The sequence below is a fragment of the Stappia sp. WLB 29 genome, assembly GCF_023507705.1.
Taxonomy (GTDB): Bacteria; Pseudomonadota; Alphaproteobacteria; order Rhizobiales; family Stappiaceae; genus Stappia.
Genome location: NZ_JALBGD010000003.1, coordinates 452,657 through 470,122 on the forward strand (window position 1 = coordinate 452,657; position 17,466 = coordinate 470,122).

Below are 17,466 nucleotides of genomic sequence, written 5' to 3' on the forward strand. Positions count from 1 at the left end.
TGCTGCTGTGCGGAAAGAACATGCAGGCGGCTATCGCGACGGCCCGTCCCGCGCCATCCTGTCGACATGCTTTGGCGTAGACTGGCGCTGATTCGTCCTTCTGGAGACACGCTTTGAAACGCGCACTCGCGGGCCTTGCCAGCCTGCTCTTCCTCCTCATTGCGGCCCTTTTCGTGGTGCCGCTGCTCCTGCCGAAGGACGCGATCCGCGCCGAGCTGATCAGCCAGATCGAGGAGCGGACCGGCTGGCGGCTGCGCCTCGACGGGCCGGTCGGGCTGTCGCTGCTGCCCGGATTCCGGATGAGCGCGGAAAATGTCGGCGTGTCGACCGGCGAGGCGGGAGAGATCCTGCGCGCGGGCACCGTGGATTTCGGTCTTGCCTGGCAGGGCCTGTTCGGCGGCGACATCCGCCTGACCCATGTGCGTCTCGACGCGCCGGTGGTCAGCGTCGAGATCGACGAGAGCGGCCGGCCGAACTGGACCGCGGGCCTTGCGGGCGCGGCCGTTGCGACGAATGACGGGCCGGGCGCGGGCTTCCCGTCCGACCGCTGGAGCGCGGCGACGCAGGCGATCGCCGACAGCAACGGCGAAGCCCCGCTGCGGCCGGCGGCCGGCGCGAGCGACCAGGCGCGGGTGCCGGCGGAGACGCCGGGCGGCGATGCGGGCGCCGATGTCGCCGCCGACGGCATGGCGCTGGCGCGCATCGGCGTCGACCGGCTGGAAATCGCCAACGGCCGGCTGATCTATTCCGACCGCCGCGACGGCACGCGCCACGAGGCGGACAACGTCAATCTGGTGCTGAGCCTGCCCTCGCTCTCCGGCGCCCTGTCGCTGGACGGCGGGCTCGGCTATGGCGGCGTGGCGGTGACGGTCGCCGGCACGGTGGAGGCGCCGATGCGCCTTGCCGGCGGCGGCAGCTCGGCGGTCGACCTGACCGTGGGCGGCGCCGGGGCGAGCGCGAAGATCACCGGCGACGTGGCGCCGCAGGATGAGAGCCGCCTGCGCATTGCCGTGGAAGGCGAGGAACTGGGCGCGACGCTGGCCGCTTTCGGCGCCGGCCTGCCGCGCGAGCCCGGCCCTTTCCGGGTGACGGGCGATGTGACCGCGAGCGCGAGCGCGGTCGAGATCGGTGCCCTCGAGGCGCGGCTGGCCGGGGCGAGCCTGCGCTCCACCGCCACGGTGGCGCTGGCGGGCGAACCGCAGGTGACGGGCCAGCTGGAGCTGGCCGATGCGCGGCTGGAAACGCTTCTGTCGCTGGCCGGGCGCAGCGAGGACGCGCAAGGAACGCTGGGCGGCTCGCTGCGGTTTTCGGCGCGCGGGGCGGATGCGGCGACCCTGATGGGATCGGTGGATGCGCAAGGCCGGCTGTCGCTGGCCGGCGGCGGCATTTCCGGCCTGCCGGTGCCTTCGCCGATCGGCGACGACGCGGCCTCGCGCCGGATCGAGGACCTGGCTGTCGCCGTCGATTTTGCCGGGCGCGACGCCCCGGTCTCGGTGAGCGGCGGACTGACATGGCGGGGCGATGCCTTCCGCATCGAGGGATCGGCAACGCCGGCGCTGGCGATGGCCGGCATGCCGACGCCGCTCAAGCTGAGGGTCGCCGGCTCGCGGGTCGAGGTTGGCTATGACGGCAGCGTGTCGCCGGCCGGCTCGGTCGACGGCGCCGTGGTGCTGGAAACGCAGAACCTGAGGGCGCTGGCGAGCTGGCTCGGCGTACCGCTGGCCGAGGGCGGGGGGCTCGGACCCTTCTCCTTCTCCGGCCGGCTGGCGGCGGGCGAGAACGCGGTGCGCTTCACCGGTGAGGAGATCCGCCTCGACGACACGACCGGCCGCGGCGAGGGCGAACTGCGCCTCGGCGCCAGGCCCAAGGTGACGGCGCGGCTGGAGCTCGACCGGCTGGGGCTCGACCCTTACGCGGTGGAAACCGACCGGGCCAGCGACGGGCGCAGCGAGGCGCGGGTGCCGGGCGCGGAACGCGGCTCCTGGAGCCGGGTGCCGATCGACCTGTCCGGCCTCAAGGCGGTGGATGCGCAGCTCTCGCTGTCGGCGAAGCAGATCGTCCGCGATACGCTGGAGATCGGGCCGAGCCGGCTGGAACTGACGCTGGAAGGCGGGCGGCTGTCGGCGGAGCTTGCCGAAATGTCGCTCTATGGCGGGCAGGGCAACGGCTTGCTGGTGCTCGACGGTTCGCAGCAGGTGCCGGAACTGGCCGGCCGCTTCACGCTCACCGACCTCAGCGCCCGGCCGTTCCTGGCCGCGGTCGCCGGCTTCGACTGGATCGAGGGGCGGGTGACGACGACGCTCGATGTCAAGGCGCACGGGGTCAGCGAATACGAGCTGATTTCCGGCCTCGACGGTACCGCCCGCTTCGACTTCGCCGACGGCGCCATTCGGGGCATCAACATTCCGCGCATGGTGCGCGGGCTGACGGTCGACACACTGCTGGGCTGGGCGCAGAATCCCGAGCAGAAGACGGACTTCTCGGCGCTTGGCGCAAGCTTCACCATCACGCGCGGCATCGCCGCGACGGAGGACCTGGCGCTGATCGGCCCCCTGGTGCGCATGAGCGGCACGGGCCGGGTCGACATGCCGGAGCGCATGCTCGACTGGCGGCTGGAGCCGCGGGTGGTGGCGAGCCTGGAGGGCAGCGCGCCGGTGCCGCTGGCCAAGGGCGAGACGCGCGAGCTGGAAGGGCTCGGCGTGCCGGTGATCGTGCGCGGGTCCTGGGACCGGCCGCAGATCTATCCGGACATCAAGGGCATCCTGGAAGACCCGCAGGCGGCGCTGAAGCAGCTGGAAAATCTCGGCGGCGGGTTGTTCAAGTCGCTGCAGGAGGCGCGCAACCCGCAGGAGACGCTGACCGGCGTCGCCAACGAGGCGATCAACCGGGCGACCGGCGGCAACGCCAATATCGACGTGCAGAAGGTGCTGGACGGCGAGGTCGACGACAAGGAAGTGCTGGAGGCGGTGGAGCAGGGCTTCGGCCTGCCGTCCGGCTTCCTCGGCTCCTTCGGCATCGGCCGCCGCCAGCAGCAGGACGCGCCGCAGCAGGAGCAGCAGGACGAACAGCTGCCGCTGGACGAGGCCCCGCAGGAAGAGACGCCGCAGGGAGAGACGCCGCAGTAGGGCGCGCCGATCCGGTAAGGCCGTCTCCCGAAGCCTAGGTCGTGAACTCATAATTCTGGCAAGAAACGGTATGCCCGAACCCGATCGGATATAAGGAGCAAGGCCGCAGGAAACCATCAGGTTTTCAAGGGCTTGCGACGCTGTTGCCGGCGGGTTCGGGCATACCCGAAGGGCGCCGTTCGAGCTTCGATCTGCGGCGTCGGATCGCTCGGCCGGGGGACCTGCCCCGGCCATCGCGCTCCTCCTAGCATATCATTGCCCGAACGGACGCCGTTTCCGGCACAATTATGAGTCCACGACCTGTTCCCGAAAACGATCCTGAGTCGGGGGCCGGGGGGAGCGATCGGAGCGCGGTCAGTCGCGCCAGAAGCGGCGGGCGCGTTGCGTCTCGTCCCACAGGGCGCGGGCGTTTTCGAAGGCATGGGCGGCACGCGCCTCGTGCCAGCCGAGCACGAAGCCGGCGGCAAGGGCGGTTTCCACCGGCGGCTTGCGGTCGACGGCGGCGACCATGCCGGCGAGCTTGCCGGCCATCACCACGTCGTTGAGATAGCCGAAGACGTCCTGCAGCGTCTTGAGGCGGGCGAGGAACGGCTTGACCTTGCGCGCAGGCCAGGCCGAGCGGAAGAACTCCACCGCATAGCGCAGCTTCTTCAGCTCCTTGCGCAGGTCGTGGCGCTCCTCCAGCGTCAGTTCGTCCATGCGCGCGGCCAGCCGGGCCGCCGATTTCCAGCGTTTTTCCAGCGCCTCGACCGCGAAGGCGCCGACGGTCGTATCGCCAGCGGCCTCCTCCTTGCCGTCCTCTTCGCCTTTGCGCCGACCGCCGCCATGGGCCAGCGCGCCGAGGCGGAACAGCAGTTCATTGACGGCGGGGCCGGAGAGCTGCTCGCGCAGGGACCTGCGCGCGGCGCTGCGCGCGGCATCGACCCGGCGGGCGAGCCCGGCATCGTCGAGCAAGGCCGCATCCGGTCCGAGCCTGGCGACCGCCATGGCCGGCTCGACGATCTCGCCGACCAGCACGTCGAGATCGCGCAATTCGCCGACGGCAAGGGCAAGGTCGCGGGCGGCGGCATCCAGCTCCTTGCGCGTGCCGGGATCGAGCAACGGGTGATGCACCTTCAACGCGCTGCGCAACCGGCGCAGGCCGACGCGCAGCTGATGCGGGCCTTCGGGATCGTCGCTGTCGAGCACCGCGTCGCGGTTGCCGGCGATCTGGTCCATGCAGGACAGAAGAATGGCGCGAAAGGCCGGGCCGATGGCCGTGCCCGCCGCAAGGCTGGCTTCCGTCGCATTGACCGGGCCGGCGAGCGGTTGTTCCCCGGCGGCGAGCGCATAGCCGCGGCCGGCCTTGCTGAGGCGCGAGAAGCGGGCGTTGGCCAGGGCAGGAAGGCTGCCGGCGAGCGCGAAGAGCGCGGCGGGGTCGCCGGATTTCAGCTCCAGCTCGGCCTCGAACAGGGCTTGCCGCCGCTCGCCGGCGACGATCTCGCCGGCATCCAGCGCCATCTCGATGGTGCTGCCGTCGCTTTCGCGGGTATAGATGCGGATCGTGCGGCGCATCGCGGTCTCGAAGACCGGCGCCAGGGGCTGACCGTCGATCAGCTTCCACAGGCCTTCGCGCATCGCCGGCTCGAGGATCAGGGTCAGGTCCGGCGCGGGGCCCGCGACCTCCGCCTCCGCCTCGCGCGGACGCGACATGCCGCCGGTGACGCCGGTGCCGGCCTTGACCGTCTGCACCCATTTGCGCCCGACCCGGCGGACCCGCAGCGACCACTTCGCCTTGCTCAGGGCCTGGTCCGGCGTGTCGAAATAGATCGAGCGCAGGGTGCGCGTCACCGCGCGCTCGGCGGCAAAGCCTTCGGGTGCCGGTGCTCCTTTCAGCCTCTGCTGACCGGCCTTCGCCAGCTCGAGCTTCAGCTCGACTTCCCGTTTCGCGCCCATCGCCTCGCCCGTTGCAGTGTTCCGGCGGCTGCCAGTGTGCGGCACCCTTCGCGATGGCTCTAGCCGTTTTCCCGAAGCCTGTCCAGAAAAGCGCGCTGAGTGCGTCTTCGTTTGCCGGCTCAGTCCGTCTCGCGGAGCTTGAGGAGAAACGGGATCTGGTGTCTGGTTGCGGGCAGGGACGGCTGGCCGGGAGGAGACGGCGGTGGCGGTGACCGAGTTCGAGAAGACGCGCTGGTTCCGCATCACGGCGCTGGCGACCGCCGTGGTGCTGGCGGGTATTGCGGTTGCGCTGGTCGTCGACAACCAGCGCCGGCAGGCGGCCTTGACCCATGTTCGGATCGCCGGCGGCGGCTTCCTGTTCTACTACCGGCTCGGCGAGATCCGCGCCGGCATCACGGTGATCGTGCAGAAGCCGACGCCGTCGCAATCGCGGCTGGTGGCGCGGTTCGAGAACCCGGCGGGCGGCGCGCCGGTGGAGGTGGAGACGCGGCTGCGCCACGGCGAGCAGCGCTACGGGCTGGAAACGCCGCCGCTCACCGGTGTCGTCAAGGGCAGGCCCTATGCGGTCGAGCTGCGGCTCTACGACTATGGCGGGCGCGAGCCGATGGAGGTGCAGCACACCACCATCACCAGCGAGCTGGACGCGGACGCCTCGCCGAAGGGGCCGCTGACCGTGGGGCCGGGCTATCATCGCCCGCAGCAGGGGCCGCCGCAGCCGGCGCCTCAATAGGGATCAACCCCGCCGGCGCGGGGCCTCGACCGCGGGCACCTCGCCCGGCGCCAGTTCGCCCGTCTGGCGGCCGTAGCTGGCGAAGCGGGCGATGACCTCGTCCATCTCCGTGTCGGTGAGGATCGCCGGGTCGCCGGCGGTCAGGGCGATGGCGTATTGCCGGCACAGGGTCTCGATCTCGCCGGCGAGCCACAGCGCCTTGTCGAGGCCGGGGCCGAAGCAGATCATGCCGTGATTGGCGAGAAGACAGGCGCTGCGCCCCTCCAGCGCGGCCAGCATGGCGCGCGACAGATCGCGCGTGCCGAAGGTGGCGTAGTCGGCCGTGCGCAGGGTGCGCCCGCCGGCGACCGCGATCATGTAGTGGAAGGGCGGGATCTCGCGGCGCAGGCACGACATGGCCGTGGCATGGGGCGAATGGGTGTGGACGACGGCGCCGGCTGCGGGGCGGGTGGCGTAGATGTCGAAATGCATCCGCCACTCGGACGAGGGCAGCCAGTCGCCGGAATAGCTTTCGTCCATGTGGACCTGGACCACCTGCTCGGGCTGCATCGCCTCGTAGGGAATGCCGGAGGGGGTGATCAGGAAGCCTTCGCCATGGCGCCGGCTGACATTGCCGGAGGTGCCCTGGTTGCGGCCGGAGGCGTTCATCTTCAGGCAGGCGTCGATGACGGCGCGACGGGCGGCAAGGTCTTCGCTTCGATTTTCGGGGGAAAGCATGGCGTCCTCCTCGTCCGTGTCCCCGCAAGAGGTGCAGAAGAAGGGCCCGCGAGGCAACCGGAAGGCAGTGCGAAAAGGAAAATGGTGCCCCCGGTCCGACTCGAACGGACACTCCGGTTAGGGAAACGGATTTTGAATCCGTCGCGTCTACCAATTCCGCCACGGGGGCCCGCGGGAAACGGCGCGATCATAGCCGCAGCGCTTGCCCCGTCAATTGAAACATGACGTCTGTCCCGTGCCGGATCGCGGTCACTGCGCCGCAGCGGAAGTCGGATGACAAGGGCCGCGCTTCCGGCTAATGAGGCGACATGTTGCGCCGCCTCTACGATTGGACCATGTCGCTCGCCTCGGGCCGCCACGCACCGGCGGCGCTCGGGGCCGTGTCCTTTGCCGAAAGCTCGTTCTTTCCGATCCCGCCGGACATCCTGCTGATCCCGATGGTGATCGCGCAGCGCTCGAAGGCGTTCGCCTATGCGACGCTGTGCACGGCGACCTCGGTGCTGGGCGGGGCGGCGGGCTACGCCATCGGCGCCTTCCTGTTCCTGCAGCTGGCCGAGCCGATCCTCGCCTTCTACGGCTATCTCGACAAGTTCGAGACCTTCCGCGGCAATTTCAACGAATACGGCGCCTGGATCGTCTTCATCGCCGGCGTGACGCCCTTTCCTTACAAGGTGATCACCATCGCCAGCGGCGCCACGGGGCTGAGCCTGCCGGTGTTCATGGTGGCGAGCGTGCTGGCGCGGGGCCTGCGCTTCTTCGCCGTCGCCGGCCTGCTCTACCTGTTCGGGCCGCCGATCCGCACCTTCATCGAGCAGCGGCTCGGCCTGATGTTCACGATCTTCGTGATTGGCCTTGTCGGCGGCTTCGCGCTAATCCGCTTCCTGTGAAACCGAGGCGGTGAGATGAGCGACCCCGCAAGAACGTCCCGGCAGCTGGTGATGCTGCTGATCGCCGGAGGCCTGGCCTCGATCCTGACGGCCTGGGGCTTCCAGCTGATCGGCGGCTACGTGCCCTGCAAGCTGTGTCTCGAACAGCGCATTCCCTACTATGTCGGCCTGCCGCTGGCCCTGCTGGCGCTCCTTGTCATGCTGCGCGGGGCGCCGGCGCGAGGCCGGCTGGTGGTGACGATCCTGCTGCTTGCGGTCGCGGCCGTCTTCGCCTGGGGCGCGGGCATCGGCGGCTATCAGGCGGGCGCGGAATGGGGCTTTTGGGCCGGCCCTGCGGATTGCGGCGGCGGCGGAGGAATGCCCGATTCGGCCGCCAACATGCTGAACGCGCTGCGCTCCACCCGCGTGGTGAGCTGCACCGAGGCGAGCTGGCGGATGTTCGGCCTGTCGTTTGCGGGATGGAATGCGGTGATCTCGGCTGGCATCGCCGTGCTGGCGCTCGGCGCCGCCTGGACGTGGCGGCGCGGGAGCGCGGCGTGAGCGGCGGGGACCCGCGCGAGGACGAGCGCCGGCGCGAGGCGCAGTCGGTGCTCGACCGGGCCGAGCGCGAAAGCGAGACCGTGCTGCGCACCACCTTCGAGGGCGCCCACAAGCGCACGGGCGCGCCCGTCGACGAGGACGATCCCATCGAGCGGCTCGGCCGCAAGATCGGCCGCGGCGCGGGCGCGGTCTTCGCGCTGGGCCTTGTGGTCTATCTCATCTGGACCTACCTCCTCTCCCCGGTGGCGAATTAGGGGAGAAGCGGACGATGGGATCTCGCGCGGCCGGTAACGAACGCAGCAGCTGGGCGGGCCTGGCGGCGCCGGATCTGGCCGAATTCGAGCGGATCGCGGTCGCGGCCTTCGAGGAGCTTCCCCCCGAATTCCGCGAGCTGTGCGGCGAGATCGAGATCCGGGTGGCGGACTTCGCCGACGACGAGGCGCTCGAGTCGGTCGGCGTCGAGGATCCGTTCGAGCTGATGGGCCTGTTCGAGGGAATCGGACTGGCGCAGGGCGGGGCGGAGGCCTTCAGCGGCCGCATGCCGAACCGGGTCTGGCTCTATCGCCGCGCCATCCTCGACTACTGGTGCGCCTATGACGAGCCGCTGGGCGGCGTCATCGCGCATGTGCTGATCCATGAGCTCGGCCACCATTTCGGCCTGTCGGACGACGACATGGAGGCCATCGAGGCGGCGGCCGACTGAGCGCCGGCCGCCCCGATATCCGTTTCCAGACACCCATCCGGTTCAGGCAGCGGGAAGCAAGGCGTCCTCGAAGGTCTTGCCGATCGCCCGGCGCGCCATCATGTGCGAGCGCGGGTGGTTGATGCTGTCGACGGCAAGCAGGCGGCCGCCGCCGAGATAGGCGACGAAGAAGGAGCCGGAGGCGGGATCGCCGAAGGTGCGCGCCTCGTCGTGGTCCTGCGACAGGCCGGCGATCTGCAGCTTGACCGCATACTGGTCGGACCAGAACCACGGCACCGGGTCGTAATGCACCTCCTGGCCGAGGATCGAGGCGGCGACGGCCTTGGCCTGGTCGATGGCGTTCTGCACGCTCTCCAGGCGGATCGAGCGGCCGTAGAGGGCGGAGCGGAAGCGGGTGCAGTCGCCGGCCGCATGGATCAGCGGATCGGAGGTGAGCCCGGCATCGTCGACGAGAATGCCGTCGCCGGTGCCGAGGCCGCAGGCGGCCGCCAGCTCGTCGTTGGGCACCGCACCGACGGCGACCAGCGCGATGTCGCAGGGAACCTCGCCGCCGCCGGCCAGCTGCACGCCGGTGACGCGCTCGCTCCCGGAAAAGCCGGTGATGCCGGTGTCGAGCATCAGCTGTACGCCCTTATCCGCATGCAGCTGCTGGAACCAGGCGGAAACAGTGGGCGAGACCACCCGCTTCATCACCCGGTCCTGCGCCTCGACGACGGTGACCTCGTGGCCCATGGTGCGGGCGACGGCGGCGACCTCCAGCCCGATATAGCCGCCGCCGATAATGGCCACACGGCCGGGCGCGCGCAGCAGCGGGCGCATCGCCTCGACGTCGGAAATCTTGCGCAAGGTGACGACGCCGGCCAGCTCGGCGCCGGCGATCGGCAGGGCGCGGGGCCGGGTGCCGGTGGCGATGATCAGCCGCTCGTAGGGAAGCTGCTCGCCGCCGGTAAGCAGGACGGCCCGCATGTCGCGGTCGATGGCCTCGACCGCCTTGCCGAAATGGCAGTCGATGGCGTTCTGCTCGTAGAAGCCGAGCGGGCGCAGGTGCAGTGCCTCGTCGTCGATCTCGCCGGCAAGGTGCTTCTTCGACAGGGGCGGGCGCTGGTAGGGCGGATGCGGCTCCTCGCCGACAAGGGCGATGCGGCCGCCGAAGCCGCCGGTGCGCAGCGACTGGACGGCCTGGGCGCCGGCCTGGCCCGCTCCGACGATGACGATGCTGTCCTGCATGGGAATTCCTTCGGCAATCTGGCGTAGGGCCGGCCTGCGGCCCGGTTTCTCCGCGAGGCTTCTCGACGAGCTTTGCTGCGAGGTCGGCGGGGAGCCGGCGGCCGTCGCGCGCGGCTGGCGGGAACGGCGCGGGCGGCGGTTCGTCTGCCCGTGCCGTCGTTCGGTCTGCACGCGTTATGTGGCGAGATTGCCGACGGTGGCAATAGGGGGCGTTGCCGGAGGAGGAGAGCCGGAGCGGCGCACCGTCAGGCGGCGCGCACGCTCTCCAGGAACGTACCGATCTCCTTGCGCAGCAGGCGGGCCTGCTCGCCCAGCGTGCCGGACAGGTCTCCGACCATGGCGCCGGTGCCGCGGGCATGGTCGGTGGCGCCGGACACCCGGCCCATCGCCTCGGCCCCGGTGCTGGAGCGCTCCGAAGCCCGGGCGACATTCTCGGTGATCTCGCGCAGGGCGATGCTCTGCTGGCCGACGGCGGCGGCGACCGAACCGGCGATCTCGTTCATTTGGACGATGATCTGCTCGACGTCGCCGATGGCCATGACCGCGCTGGCGGAGGCCTGCTGGATCGCCTCCACCTGCTGGGCGATGTCCTGGGTGGCCTGGCCGGTCTGGCTGGCCAGTTCCTTGACCTCGGCGGCGACGACCGCGAAGCCGCGGCCGTGCTCGCCGGCGCGGGCCGCCTCGATGGTGGCGTTGAGCGCCAGGAGGTTGGTCTGCTCGGCAATGTCGCGGATGAGGCCCATGACCTGGCCGATCCGGTCGGCGGTGCGCGACAGGGCGCTCATGCTGGCGCCGGTGTCGCGGGCGCTGGCGACGGCTTTTTCCGCAACCTGCGTCGAGCGGTTCGCCTGGTCGGCGATCTCGGCGATGGAGACGTTGAGCTCCTCGGAGGCGGAGGCCGCCGAGGTGACGCTGTCGGCCGCGACCTGCACCGCATTGCCGGCGGTCGCCGCTTCCTCGGCCGCGCGCCCGGCCGCCTGATCGAGCGCGCCGGAGGCGCCCGCAAGCTCCTCGGCGGCGCCGTCGAGGCGCGAGAGGGCGTCGCCGACGGTCGCCTCGAAACCGGCGATCAACTGGTCGAGATGGCGCATGCGGCGGTCGCGGGCGGCGTTTTCCGCCTCCTGGGCGGCGGCAAGCTCGCTGCGCTCCAGCGCGTTGTCGCGGAAGACGGCGACGCTGGCGGCCATCGCGTCGAGTTCGGTGCGTCCGCGCGCTTCCGGCAGGTCGATGTCGGTCTCGCCGGCAGCCAGCCGGTCCATCGCAAGGCGCAGGGCGGCGAGCGGGCCGGAGATCGAGGCGCCGATGACGAGGCCGGCCAGAAGCAGCACGGCGACCGTGAGGCCCATGATCGCCAGCATGGTCATGGCCGCAACGGAACGGCCCTGGTCGAGGGCGCTCGATGCCTCGGCCTGGCCGCTTTCGGCGGCGGCCTGAAGCTGGGCGAGATAGGGCGGCAGCACGTCGAAGAAGGCTTCGAGCTTTTCCACCAGCGCCGTGTGCTCGCCGCCGGCGCCGGTATAGGTGTCGAAGGCCTCGCGATAGGCGGTGAGGAAGCCGGTCAGCTCGGTGCTCGCCGCCTCGTCGAGCTTGGCCCGGGAGAGCGCGCGCTCGACGCGGGCGGCGGCGACCTCGAAACCGCCGAGGTTCACGTCGCTGCGGTCGAGCAGATAGGCCTTCTCGCTGCGCTGCAGGTCGACGCCGGCAAAGGCCAGCCGCTCGGTCTCGGGACCGCGCTTGAAGCGGGCCAGCTTCTGGACGCCCGCGACCAGGGCATCGCCATTGACGGTCAGCGCGCCGCGCGCACCGTCCTCGCCGCCTGCAAGGCCGAGGCGCTGCTGCACCGAATGCAGGTCGCGGAACGTCGCCTCGATGTTGTCGAGCGCAAGGGCGACCTGGTCGATTTCCGAGGCATAGGGCGCGGCGACGGCAAGGCCGCGCACCGCGTCGAGCTGGCCGCGCGCCGAGGCGATCTCGGACGTGAAGGACTGGTAGAGAGCGGCAGAAGGGGCGGCGAGATAGCTCTTTTCGGTAACGCGCATGGTACCGGCCGCGGTGGAGAGATCCGCGACGGTGCCGGCAAGGTCGGAAAAGCCCTCGGCCCGTGCGAAGGCGCTTTCGACGCTGGCCTGACTCCACCAGAAGACGCCGCCGATGGCGGCAAGGCCGGTCATGGTGACGGCGATCAGAAGAAAAATCCTGATGCGCACGGACAGTCGGCCGACTAAAGTCGATACCGACGCGAAACCTCGAAATTGCATCACTGGCATACCTCGACTGGTCAGTCCCTACCTTGCGCAAAAGTCCATCAGCAAAGTTAACATTCCACTGACCGCCGGGCGCCGCGGTGCCCATATTTGGTCTTCGGCGTAAAATGCCGCAGGGTTCGCCATTGCCCCCGCCGCCTTCCGCAACGTTCTGAACTGGATCTCCCGTGCGCTCGTTCTTCGACAAGGCCGTTCCCGGCATCTTCGTCCTGCTGTGGTCGACCGGCTTCATCGGCTCCAAGCTGGGCGCGCCGCATATCGAGCCCTTCGTCTTCCTGACGATCCGCTTCGCGCTGGTTCTGCCGGTGATGCTGGCGCTGGCCGTGATGCTGCGCGCGACATGGCCGCGGCGGGGGACGGACTGGGCGCATTGCTTCGTCGCCGGGATGCTGATCCACGGCGTCTATCTGGGCGGCATCTTCTACGCCATCGACAACGGCATGCCGGCGGGCGTGACCGCGCTGTTCCTGGGGCTGCAACCGCTGCTGACGGCGCTGCTGGCTGGGCCGGTGCTGGGCGAGAGCGTGGCGCCGCGCCACTGGCTGGGGCTGGCCGTCGGCGCCCTCGGCCTGCTGCTGGTGGTGGTCCCGCGCCTCGCGGGGGCGGAGACGGCGGGTTTTTCGACGGTCAACGTGCTGGCCTGCCTTGCCGCGGCGGCCGGCATTGCCGTCGGCACGATCTACCAGAAGCGGTTCGTGGTCGGCATCGACCTGATCCCGGGCACGCTGGTGCAGTATTTCGGTGCGCTGGCGCTGGTCATGCCGCTGTCGATGCTGGAGGACTGGCAGATCGCCTGGACCGGCGAGCTGGTCGTCGCCATGACCTGGCTGGTCCTGGTGCTGTCGATCGGGGCGATCCTGCTCTTGATGGTCCTGATCAAGCGGGGCAGCGCCTCGCGGGTGTCGAGCCTGTTCTACCTGGCGCCGGTGGCCACCGCGGTGGAGGGCTACCTGCTGTTCGGCGAGACGCTGTCCCTGGTGCAGGTGGCGGGCGCGGCGCTGGTGATCGGCGCGCTGCTGATCATCCGCGAGCGGCGGATCGGCACGCGGCGCACGCCGGCCTGAGGCAGCGCCGTTCCGTCACACGCTGGCGAGCTTGCGGGCGCGGCGGCGCAGGATCGCCGCGTTGAGCTCGCCGCCGAAGACGAAGCAGATCGAGATCAGGTAGAGGAAGATCAGCGCGGTCATGGCGCCGGCAAGGCCGGCATAGGTCGACACGTAGTCGGCGAAGCCGGCGAGCCAGGCGCCGAAGGCGACGCCCGAGGCCAGCCACAGAAGCAGCGTGGCGGCGACGCCGGGAAGCGTGTCGAGCAGCCGGCGGCGGCCGTCCGGCAGCACCGCATGGGCCATGAACAGGCCGCCGAGGGTCAGCAGCGAGGCGATGACGTAGCGCGAGATGTTGAGCCGGGCGGTGAAGGGCTCGAGCAGCGGCGCATGGGCGACGACGGCGCGCCAGACCAGCGGCGCGAAGACGATCAGCAGGGCGAAGCTGATCAGCACGAAAGTGCCGAAAAGCACCAGGAGCAGCGACTGGGCGCGCAGGTAGAAATAGTTGCGGGTCTCGCCGACGCCATAGGCGCGGTTGAGGGCAACGCGCAGGGCCTCCACGCCGTTGGAGGCGAACCACAGTGCGGCGACGATGCCGAAGGTGAGGATGTCGCCGCGCGGCTGGGTCAGCACCACGTGGATCTCGCGGGAGATCGGCCGGGCGACCTCTTCCGGCCAGACATCGAACAGCAGCGTGGCGATGCGGTCGGCCATGTCCGACATGCCGAGAAAGCCGGTGAGCGCGGCCACGAAGATCAGGAACGGGAACAGCGCCAGCAGCGAGGACAGGGCGACATGGCTCGCCAGCGCGAAGCCGTCGTCGTTCGTCATATGCATGACGGCGTCGTAGATGGTGGCGAGCGCGGACCGCAGCAGGCGAAACGGGTTCATCCGCCGCTTTTGCGGGAGGCGTCGCCCGGGGTCAAGCCGTGGCCGGCATTTCATGCTGCGTCGCGAAATGCATGAAATATTATTGCTTTTCACCTCCTTCAAAAGAAGCATTGCTTCGCCAAGCCGCCGCGATATTGTTTGCGCTGCAGCATCGCCTGCCGGGAGGGGCGGGGTGCGGCGGGAAACGGCAATGGAGAGGAAGGCATGTCCCTGGCGAGCGAATTCGGTCACGAGGCACGGGAAACGCGGCTGACGGCGCTGGCGGGCGAGGCGGTGGAAACGCTGGGCGCGCTGCTCGATGCGGCGGCTGCGCGCGTGCGCGCCCGCGTGGTGTCGGCCGATGGGCGGCTGTCGGGGGAGAGGCTCGAGGCCGAGCAGCGCGCGACCCACGGGCTCGCCTGGCTCGCGACCTATGTGGAGGCGCTGCGCCAGCTCGCCGCCTATGCCGGGCGGCTGGAGGAGGAGGGCCGCTTCGGCGAGACGGAAGAGCTGCTGGTGCGCCTCGCCTTCGCGGAATATCTGGCGCAGGTCTTCGGCGGCATTCCGATGAACCAGGGCGAGGTCGTGCGCCTTGCCGATCTCGGGCTCGGGCTGGAGACGGCGGCTTCCTTCCGCAGCGCGGCGGTGGAGGAACTGATCGCCACCGGCAACACGCCGGTGCTGCGGGCGCGGCTGGCCGAGCTGATCCGCCAGCAGGAGGGCAACTCGATCTTCGGCGCCTCCGGGCTCGAGGAGACCTACGAGCAGGTGCGCGAGGAAATGCGCCGCTTCGCCGCTGCCAAGGTGGTGCCGCATGCGCATGAGTGGCACCTGAAGAACGCCTATATCCCGCTGGAGGTGATCGGCGAGATGGCCGAGCTCGGCGTCTTCGGCCTGACGATCCCGGAAGACTACGGCGGCCTCGGCCTCGGCAAGGAGAGCATGTGCGTCGTCTCGGAGGAGCTGAGCCGGGCCTATATCGGCGTCGGCTCGCTCGGCACCCGCTCGGAGATCGCCGCCGAGCTGATCCTGCGCGGGGGAACGGAGGCGCAGAAGCAGACATGGCTGCCGCAGATCGCCTCCGGCGAGGTGCTGCCGACGGCGGTCTTCACCGAGCCCAACACCGGCTCCGACCTCGCCTCGCTGAAGACCCGCGCCGTGCGCGAGGGCGAGGTGTGGAAGATCTACGGCAACAAGACCTGGATCACCCACCCCGTGCGCGCCGACGTCATGACGCTGCTTGCGCGCACCGATCCGTCGGAGCCGGGCTACAAGGGCCTGTCGATGTTCCTGGCGCAAAAGCCGCGCGGCACGGATGCCGATCCGTTCCCGGCGCCGGGCATGTCGGGCGGCGAGATCGAGGTGCTCGGCTATCGCGGCATGAAGGAATACGAGATCGCCTTCGACGGGTTCGAGGTGGCGCAGGAGAACCTGCTGGGCGGCGTGCCGGGGCAGGGCTTCAAGCAGCTGATGCAGACCTTCGAGGGCGCGCGCATCCAGACGGCGGCGCGGGCGCTCGGCGTTGCCCAGGCGGCGCTCGACCTGGGCCTGCGCTATGCGCAGGAGCGCATCCAGTTCGGCAAGCCGCTGATCGCCTTCCCGCGCGTCTCCGACAAGCTGGCGATGATGGCGGCGGAGCTGATGGCGGCGCGCCAGCTGACCTATTTCTCGGCGCTGGAAAAGGACTCCGGCCGGCGCTGCGACCTGGAGGCGGGCATGGCCAAGCTGCTCGGCGCGCGCGTCGCCTGGGCGGCGGCGGACAATGCGCTGCAGATCCACGGCGGCAACGGCTTCGCGCTGGAATACGCGATCAGCCGGGTGCTGTGCGATGCGCGCATCCTCAACATCTTCGAGGGCGCGGCGGAAATCCAGGCGCAGGTGATCGCCCGCAGGGTGCTGGAGGATCGCGGCTGAGGGGGCTCAGGCAGAGCTGGTGGCGGCATCGGGGATGAGCGAGCGAAGGGTCGCGATCTCCTCCGGATGCCGCTCCAGCAGCCGCAGGGCCGAGGCGATGCCGCGGCTGACGAGAACCTCGCCGGATTCGTATTTCTGGAAAGCCCTCGGCCCGCCGCCGATGACGAGGCCGGCATCGCGCTGGCTCAGGCGCAGCTTGCGGCGGATCGCGCGAACCTCGTCCGGCGTCAGCAGGTGCTCGGCCTCGGCCTTCAGGCGATTCAGCTCGCGATCGGACACCTTCATGTCTTCACCGGAATGGATGCCGTCTTCCACCCCTTCCGCGTACCAGCCCGGCATGTCGAAGGTGCGGGAGAGCCCCTTGTAGGAAATCGTCACCGGGCGCAGGTCGCGTGCGAGTGGTTTTCCGATTTTATCGCGGGAACAATACATTATCACGTCCAAATTTTTCAAGCATAAGTTTTCTATTTTGCTAGCATGTCCGAGAAATTTCTTACGATAATTTTCCCACTTTCCTTGTTTTCGAAAGGTGTCATGATTCCATTTATTTGCTTCGTCCCTTCCTGGACAAGTCTTATTGTGTTCTCATCCCCTTCACGTAGTTCGCCAAATTTAATCCACAAAGGAATGAAATCATTTTGACCCATAACGTTCTCCCACTCTATTATTCCATAGAAATCGACGGAGAATCTATGGTTTTCCGATATTTTTTGTGCGATTTTACCTTTTTCTTCCGCGTGTGATATTTGAGTAAATAGTTTTATATCGACTTCAATCGAGTCGTTGCTAGATATGTCGCTAAACATAACCATGAAGTTTCGGTTATCGACGTGGGTCACGCTGATAAAATCCAAGGGAGCATCAGGACTGGAGGCGTCGAGTGTTTGGAATCGAGTTGCCGATAAGGTGAGACGCAAATTTATGGCGGGACTTTGGCCAGAGTTTCGTAGGGTCAGTTTTATATAGGGAAAGGGATATATATGTAGCGAAGATTTTTGTGTTGAGATATATGCTTGAATTTGCTTTTCACCGATTTTCTTTGTAACCTCTATGCTCTCCTTCGTTTTATCAATCATTTCCTCTGTGTGTATCGCAGCTTTACGTGTATAATATAGAGTTCTGAAAATAAAATACACAGTAATTATCGTAACTAAAACCATTAATATTGATGATATTGCCATTATCTCCTGCGCTTCAAGATCTCGTTCTGAAATTTCAATTTCTTTGTATTTATTTTCGGTGTTATCCTCAGTGTTTGAGGCTCTAATGGCGGCTTCAATGCTTTCCAATTTTTTCAGAAGGGTTTGCAGCTCAGGATTGAATTGGCTGCCCTCTGGGGCGCTGCTTATTTCTTTTGTGCCAGGAGTAGGTTCGCTTTGACTCCAGCTTCCGTTGATTGGTGGTGCGCAACACAACAGCACAAGCAAGGCGAGGTGGCCGAGGTAGGAAAGCATTGACATACACCTCTACTGAGAGGCGGTCAGGCGGTAATAGTTGCCCGTCCGAAA

At 68.2% G+C, this 17,466-nt stretch carries 15 protein-coding genes and 1 tRNA gene; 8 read left to right on the plus strand and 8 right to left on the minus strand.

The window, feature by feature from the left end; translation table 11 throughout:
• The first annotated feature begins 113 nt into the window (after positions 1 to 113).
• Positions 114 to 3,125, plus strand: coding sequence for an AsmA family protein (locus MNI96_RS08445; protein ID WP_249692081.1), 3,012 nt, complete (start codon positions 114 to 116; stop codon positions 3,123 to 3,125).
• A gap of 354 nt (positions 3,126 to 3,479) precedes the next feature.
• Here MNI96_RS08445 and MNI96_RS08450 read toward each other — a convergent pair whose 3' ends face one another.
• Positions 3,480 to 5,060: a CYTH and CHAD domain-containing protein gene (locus tag MNI96_RS08450; RefSeq protein WP_249692083.1), complete on the minus strand. Its 1,581-nt coding sequence runs from the start codon at positions 5,058 to 5,060 to the stop codon at positions 3,480 to 3,482.
• Between the two features lie 202 nt (positions 5,061 to 5,262).
• Between MNI96_RS08450 and MNI96_RS08455 the strand changes: the two genes are divergently transcribed.
• Positions 5,263 to 5,790, plus strand: a complete 528-nt coding sequence (locus tag MNI96_RS08455) for a hypothetical protein (protein ID WP_249692085.1) — start codon at positions 5,263 to 5,265, stop codon at positions 5,788 to 5,790.
• A 3-nt stretch (positions 5,791 to 5,793) separates the two neighbouring features.
• On the opposite strand, the gene MNI96_RS08460 is transcribed toward MNI96_RS08455, so the two are convergent.
• Together MNI96_RS08460 and MNI96_RS08465 are read right to left on the minus strand one after the other, a co-directional pair.
• Complete coding sequence (locus tag MNI96_RS08460; RefSeq protein ID WP_249692087.1) at positions 5,794 to 6,507, minus strand: class II aldolase/adducin family protein; 714 nt, start codon at positions 6,505 to 6,507, stop codon at positions 5,794 to 5,796.
• 82 nt (positions 6,508 to 6,589) lie between these two features.
• Positions 6,590 to 6,676, minus strand: a tRNA-Leu gene (locus tag MNI96_RS08465).
• Between the two features lie 139 nt (positions 6,677 to 6,815).
• Here MNI96_RS08465 and MNI96_RS08470 point away from each other — a divergent pair.
• The 4 genes from MNI96_RS08470 to MNI96_RS08485 are packed head-to-tail and all read left to right on the plus strand — an operon-like array spanning position 6,816 to position 8,637.
• Positions 6,816 to 7,394, plus strand: a complete 579-nt coding sequence (locus tag MNI96_RS08470) for a YqaA family protein (protein WP_249692089.1) — start codon at positions 6,816 to 6,818, stop codon at positions 7,392 to 7,394.
• 15 nt (positions 7,395 to 7,409) lie between these two features.
• A complete protein-coding gene (locus MNI96_RS08475; protein WP_249692091.1) occupies positions 7,410 to 7,934 on the plus strand; it encodes a disulfide bond formation protein B in 525 nt (174 codons plus the stop codon).
• Positions 7,931 to 8,188 (plus strand): hypothetical protein, encoded by a 258-nt coding sequence (locus MNI96_RS08480; protein ID WP_249692093.1) that lies wholly within the window; start codon positions 7,931 to 7,933, stop codon positions 8,186 to 8,188. The genes MNI96_RS08475 and MNI96_RS08480 overlap by 4 nt, the downstream gene beginning before the upstream one ends.
• 14 nt (positions 8,189 to 8,202) lie before the next feature.
• Positions 8,203 to 8,637 carry a metallopeptidase family protein gene (locus tag MNI96_RS08485; RefSeq protein ID WP_249692094.1) on the plus strand — a complete coding sequence of 145 codons (435 nt, stop codon included), beginning with the start codon at positions 8,203 to 8,205 and terminating at the stop codon, positions 8,635 to 8,637.
• A 42-nt stretch (positions 8,638 to 8,679) separates the two neighbouring features.
• Here MNI96_RS08485 and MNI96_RS08490 read toward each other — a convergent pair whose 3' ends face one another.
• Both MNI96_RS08490 and MNI96_RS21980 read right to left on the minus strand, forming a co-directional pair.
• Positions 8,680 to 9,864, minus strand: coding sequence for an NAD(P)/FAD-dependent oxidoreductase (locus tag MNI96_RS08490; protein ID WP_249692096.1), 1,185 nt, complete (start codon positions 9,862 to 9,864; stop codon positions 8,680 to 8,682).
• Between the two features lie 245 nt (positions 9,865 to 10,109).
• Entirely contained in the window at positions 10,110 to 12,071 is a 1,962-nt protein-coding gene (locus MNI96_RS21980; protein WP_249692099.1) for a methyl-accepting chemotaxis protein, read from the minus strand.
• A 224-nt stretch (positions 12,072 to 12,295) separates the two neighbouring features.
• On the opposite strand from MNI96_RS21980, the gene MNI96_RS08500 reads away from it, so the two are divergent.
• Complete coding sequence (locus MNI96_RS08500; RefSeq protein WP_249692101.1) at positions 12,296 to 13,192, plus strand: DMT family transporter; 897 nt, start codon at positions 12,296 to 12,298, stop codon at positions 13,190 to 13,192.
• A 15-nt stretch (positions 13,193 to 13,207) separates the two neighbouring features.
• Here MNI96_RS08500 and MNI96_RS08505 read toward each other — a convergent pair whose 3' ends face one another.
• Entirely contained in the window at positions 13,208 to 14,065 is an 858-nt protein-coding gene (locus MNI96_RS08505) for a YihY/virulence factor BrkB family protein (RefSeq protein WP_249692102.1), read from the minus strand.
• 204 nt (positions 14,066 to 14,269) lie between these two features.
• Between MNI96_RS08505 and MNI96_RS08510 the strand changes: the two genes are divergently transcribed.
• The gene (locus MNI96_RS08510) at positions 14,270 to 15,958 is read left to right on the plus strand and encodes an acyl-CoA dehydrogenase family protein (RefSeq protein ID WP_249692104.1); all 1,689 of its coding nucleotides are present in this window, start codon (positions 14,270 to 14,272) and stop codon (positions 15,956 to 15,958) included.
• Between the two features lie 6 nt (positions 15,959 to 15,964).
• Here MNI96_RS08510 and MNI96_RS08515 read toward each other — a convergent pair whose 3' ends face one another.
• Both MNI96_RS08515 and MNI96_RS08520 read right to left on the minus strand, forming a co-directional pair.
• A complete protein-coding gene (locus MNI96_RS08515; protein ID WP_283776377.1) occupies positions 15,965 to 16,390 on the minus strand; it encodes a type II toxin-antitoxin system MqsA family antitoxin in 426 nt (141 codons plus the stop codon).
• 32 nt (positions 16,391 to 16,422) lie between these two features.
• A complete protein-coding gene (locus tag MNI96_RS08520; RefSeq protein WP_249692107.1) occupies positions 16,423 to 17,412 on the minus strand; it encodes a hypothetical protein in 990 nt (329 codons plus the stop codon).
• Between the last annotated feature and the right edge of the window lie 54 nt (positions 17,413 to 17,466).

Coding starts and splice junctions, on each gene's coding strand:
- MNI96_RS08470 (WP_249692089.1), top strand. CDS start 6,816: ATGTTGCGCCGCCTCTACGATTGGACCATGTCGCTCGCCTCGGGCCGC.
- MNI96_RS08515 (WP_283776377.1), bottom strand. CDS start 16,390: ATGTATTGTTCCCGCGATAAAATCGGAAAACCACTCGCACGCGACCTG.
- MNI96_RS08475 (WP_249692091.1), top strand. CDS start 7,410: ATGAGCGACCCCGCAAGAACGTCCCGGCAGCTGGTGATGCTGCTGATC.
- MNI96_RS08450 (WP_249692083.1), bottom strand. CDS start 5,060: ATGGGCGCGAAACGGGAAGTCGAGCTGAAGCTCGAGCTGGCGAAGGCC.
- MNI96_RS08505 (WP_249692102.1), bottom strand. CDS start 14,065: ATGAACCCGTTTCGCCTGCTGCGGTCCGCGCTCGCCACCATCTACGAC.
- MNI96_RS08490 (WP_249692096.1), bottom strand. CDS start 9,864: ATGCAGGACAGCATCGTCATCGTCGGAGCGGGCCAGGCCGGCGCCCAG.
- MNI96_RS08485 (WP_249692094.1), top strand. CDS start 8,203: ATGGGATCTCGCGCGGCCGGTAACGAACGCAGCAGCTGGGCGGGCCTG.
- MNI96_RS08460 (WP_249692087.1), bottom strand. CDS start 6,507: ATGCTTTCCCCCGAAAATCGAAGCGAAGACCTTGCCGCCCGTCGCGCC.
- MNI96_RS08510 (WP_249692104.1), top strand. CDS start 14,270: ATGTCCCTGGCGAGCGAATTCGGTCACGAGGCACGGGAAACGCGGCTG.
- MNI96_RS08520 (WP_249692107.1), bottom strand. CDS start 17,412: ATGCTTTCCTACCTCGGCCACCTCGCCTTGCTTGTGCTGTTGTGTTGC.